The organism is Hymenobacter agri, from assembly GCF_054778495.1.
The window spans coordinates 1-3,315 of sequence record NZ_BAAGZM010000489.1; the positions used below are offsets into that span (position 1 = coordinate 1).

The 3,315-nt window shown below is 57.0% G+C and carries 4 protein-coding genes; all 4 read right to left on the reverse strand.

Features of this window, described 5'->3' with window-relative positions; all coding sequences use genetic code 11:
- The coding region (locus tag ACYVDE_RS18130) for a DUF2851 family protein (protein ID WP_460502962.1) at window positions 1-351 on the reverse strand (351 nt) is incomplete at its 3' end.
- A gap of 3 nt (window positions 352-354) precedes the next feature.
- Complete coding sequence (locus ACYVDE_RS18135; RefSeq protein WP_460502963.1) at window positions 355-774, reverse strand: hypothetical protein; 420 nt, start codon at window positions 772-774, stop codon at window positions 355-357.
- A gap of 104 nt (window positions 775-878) precedes the next feature.
- Complete coding sequence (locus ACYVDE_RS18140) at window positions 879-1,523, reverse strand: LolA family protein (RefSeq protein WP_460502964.1); 645 nt, start codon at window positions 1,521-1,523, stop codon at window positions 879-881.
- A 150-nt stretch (window positions 1,524-1,673) separates the two neighbouring features.
- On the reverse strand, window positions 1,674-3,315 hold a 1,642-nt coding region (locus tag ACYVDE_RS18145), incomplete at its 5' end, for a DNA translocase FtsK (RefSeq protein ID WP_460502965.1).

Consider the following 3,315-nt stretch of genomic DNA (forward strand, 5'->3'; position numbering starts at 1 on the left):
CAGCAGCTCGGGGGCCACCCGCGCCTGCAGCGCCAGCGCCGGAATGAGGCTGCCGTTGGTGCGGGCCACGTCGGCATCGTGCTGGCCCACGACGTGCAGAATGACTTGGTCGTACTTGGGGTCGGTCTGGTGCTGGTGGCGGGTCCAGTCGGAGGCGCGGAGGTGAATTTCGACCGCGCCGTTCCACTCCACATCGCCGATGCGCAGGCGGGCGTTCAGGAAGTCGGGCCCGGCATCGGCATTACGGTGGCCGGGCTTCAGCACCTGAATCGTCTCACCCGCTGCCGTGCACAGGTCGGTTTTGTCGAAGTACTGGTGCTGCCAGACGTAGTGGTAGAAATCTTCGCGCATACACTATTCAGCCAATTGTGACGGCCGGTCAAATGTCATATCGTCGCGGACAATGGCGGCAAATTCAACGCTTTGCCCGACAACCGAATAAGGCTGATAATAATGCTCAGTACCATCTGCTACCAGCAGCTTCATTTGCAATGCATCTACCTTCTCAGCTTCAGAATTCGCTCTGTAAAGAACATCTGTGCAAATTACTCCACCTAAAATTGATTCAAACCGCAGGCGCACCTTAACTACCGCTTCTAGTGCGGTAGCATACTCTTTTACGGCAGGCTTTTCTTCTTCCCAATTCAAGAGCAACTGTTTTACTTCTCCTTCATTATTAAGAAAAACAGCAAAAGGATATAACTCGCCAATTTCTCTGAGAAAATATTGAGCCTGCTCTGCTACATAAATCACTAATTGCATCTTGCCATTCATCTCGCAAGATTATTCACAAAAGTTTACAGTGATGCTGCTGGATAATAGAAACGGCCCGCCTCTGGTCGAAGCGGGCCGTTTGATAGCGGTGTTGTTACCAGCAGTTAGCGCAGGTCCACCACCTTCACGCCTTTGTATTTGGCTTTGTCAAAAGCAAACGTCGTGGCATCGACCGGCGGGTTGGGCTTGAAGTTCTTGATGAGAAAAGTGTACTGGTTGCCGTTCTTCTTAAACATCTGCCAGCTTTTCACCGAGGCGTCCTTCTTGCGCACTTTCAGGCGCACCTTGAACACGTCGTTGCTGCGGTTTTCGGGGGCCAGCTCAATCACATCCAGCGGCTCGCCGGCTTCGGTTACCTGCTGCACGTAGGTGTATTTGTAGCCTTTCTTATACATCGTATAAATCTGGGAGGGCGACATTTCCTGGGCGTCCGGGTCCGAGTCGGAGATGTTCACTTCGTTCTCGTTCTTCAAATACGTCCAAGTGGTTTTGCCATCGTTGATGACTTCCTGGCCGCTGATTTTGAGGCGGAATTTCTGGCCGCTCACCACGATGTCGCCGTTGATGTTCTGCTTCACCTTGGCGCTGGGGTTTTCCAACGTCTGCGTAAAGGTGGCCTGGAAGGCTTTCAGCGCTTGGTATTTGGCGCTCATCTGGTCGAGAATTTTACCGGCTTTGGGGTCTTGCTGGGCGGCGGCGGGCAGGGCCAGCGTTGCCGCGAACATCAGCAGAGAGAGGGTCTTTTTCATGTGAGAGTTAAGGGTCTGGAGGAACTACGGCCTCGCTTGGAATGCCTGATACGGAAGTTGAATAACAAACGTCCGGCCAGTTTGCCAATGAAATGCAAATGAAGCCAAAAAAAGTAGCGTAAGCCGAAGCTTACGCTACTGATGGGATTATTATTTCATGGAATTGAGCAATTGTTCGAGCTGGTATTCGTCGGGAATGAGCACGTCGCGGGCCTTGCTGCCCTCGAACGGGCCCACAATGCCAGCGTGCTGCAGCTGGTCGATGAGGCGGCCGGCGCGGTTGTAGCCGAGCTTGAGCTTACGCTGTAGCAGCGAGGTACTACCCTGCTGGTGCAACACGATGCAGCGGGCCGCGTCCTCGAACATGGAGTCGCGCTCCGAGGGGTCCATCTCCTCATTGCCACCGCCGTCGCCATCGGCCCCGGCTACTTCGGGCAGCAGGTAGGCGTCGTTGTAGCCCTGCTGCTCGCCGATGAAGTCGCAGACGCGGTCTACTTCGGGCGTGTCGATGAAGGCGCACTGCACGCGAATCAAATCCGAGCCGGCCGAGAACAGCATGTCACCCTGGCCGATGAGCTGGTCGGCCCCGCCGGTGTCGAGAATGGTGCGCGAGTCGATTTTGCTGGTCACCTTGAAGGAAATCCGGCAGGGGAAGTTGGCCTTGATGATGCCGGTAATCACGTTCACCGAGGGGCGCTGGGTGGCTACGATGAGGTGAATGCCGATGGCGCGGGCCAGCTGCGCGAGGCGGGCAATGGGCGTTTCCACCTCTTTGCCGGCCGTCATCATCAGGTCGGCCAATTCGTCGATTACCAGCACGATGAAGGGCAGGAAGCGGTGGCCTTTCTTGGGGTTGAGGCGTCGCTCGATGAACTTGGCGTTATACTCCTTTAGGTTGCGGCAGCCGGCTTCTTTCAGCAGGTCGTAGCGCCGGTCCATCTCCATGCACAGCGAGTTCAGCGTGTTCACCACCTTCTTGGTATCGGTGATGATGGCCTCGTCGGTGTCGGGTAGCTTGGCCAGGTAGTGGCGCTCAATCTTGTTGAAGATGCTCAATTCCACCTTTTTGGGGTCGACGAGCACGAACTTGAGCTGGGCGGGGTGGCGCTTGTAAAGCAGCGAGGCCAGAATCACGTTCAGGCCCACCGACTTACCCTGGCCGGTGGCACCGGCCATCAGCAAGTGAGGCATTTTGGCTAGGTCGGCCACGAATACCTCGTTGGTAATGGTGCGGCCGAAGGCAATGGGCAGGTCCATCTCGCTGCGCGCGAACTTCTCAGAGCCCAACACCGAGCGGATGCTCACCATCTCCTTCTTCGTATTCGGCACCTCGATACCGATGGTACCCTTGCCCGGGATGGGCGCAATAATGCGAATACCCAACGCGGCCAGGCTCAGGGCAATATCATCTTCCAGGCTCTTGATTTTAGAGATGCGCACGCCGGCCTCAGGCACGATTTCGTAGAGCGTAACCGTGGGCCCGATGGTGGCCTTGATGCTGGCAATGGCGATGCTGTAATGGCCCAGCGTCTCCACGATGCGGTCCTTGTTGGCCTCCAGCTCCTCCTTGGTTACCTGCGCTTTGGGAATGCCATAATCGTTGAGCAGCTCCAGCGTGGGGAACTGGAAGCGCGAAAGGTCCAGGGTGGGGTCGTAGTTGACGTGGGGCATGGCGTCGGCATCCTCGTCCTCGTCGGCCACGGCGGCAATGTCGGCCCCGGCATTGGGGTCGAGGTCGTCGCGGCCGGGCACCGTGATTTCGAGCGGACGGGTGGCCGGCGCGGGCAACATC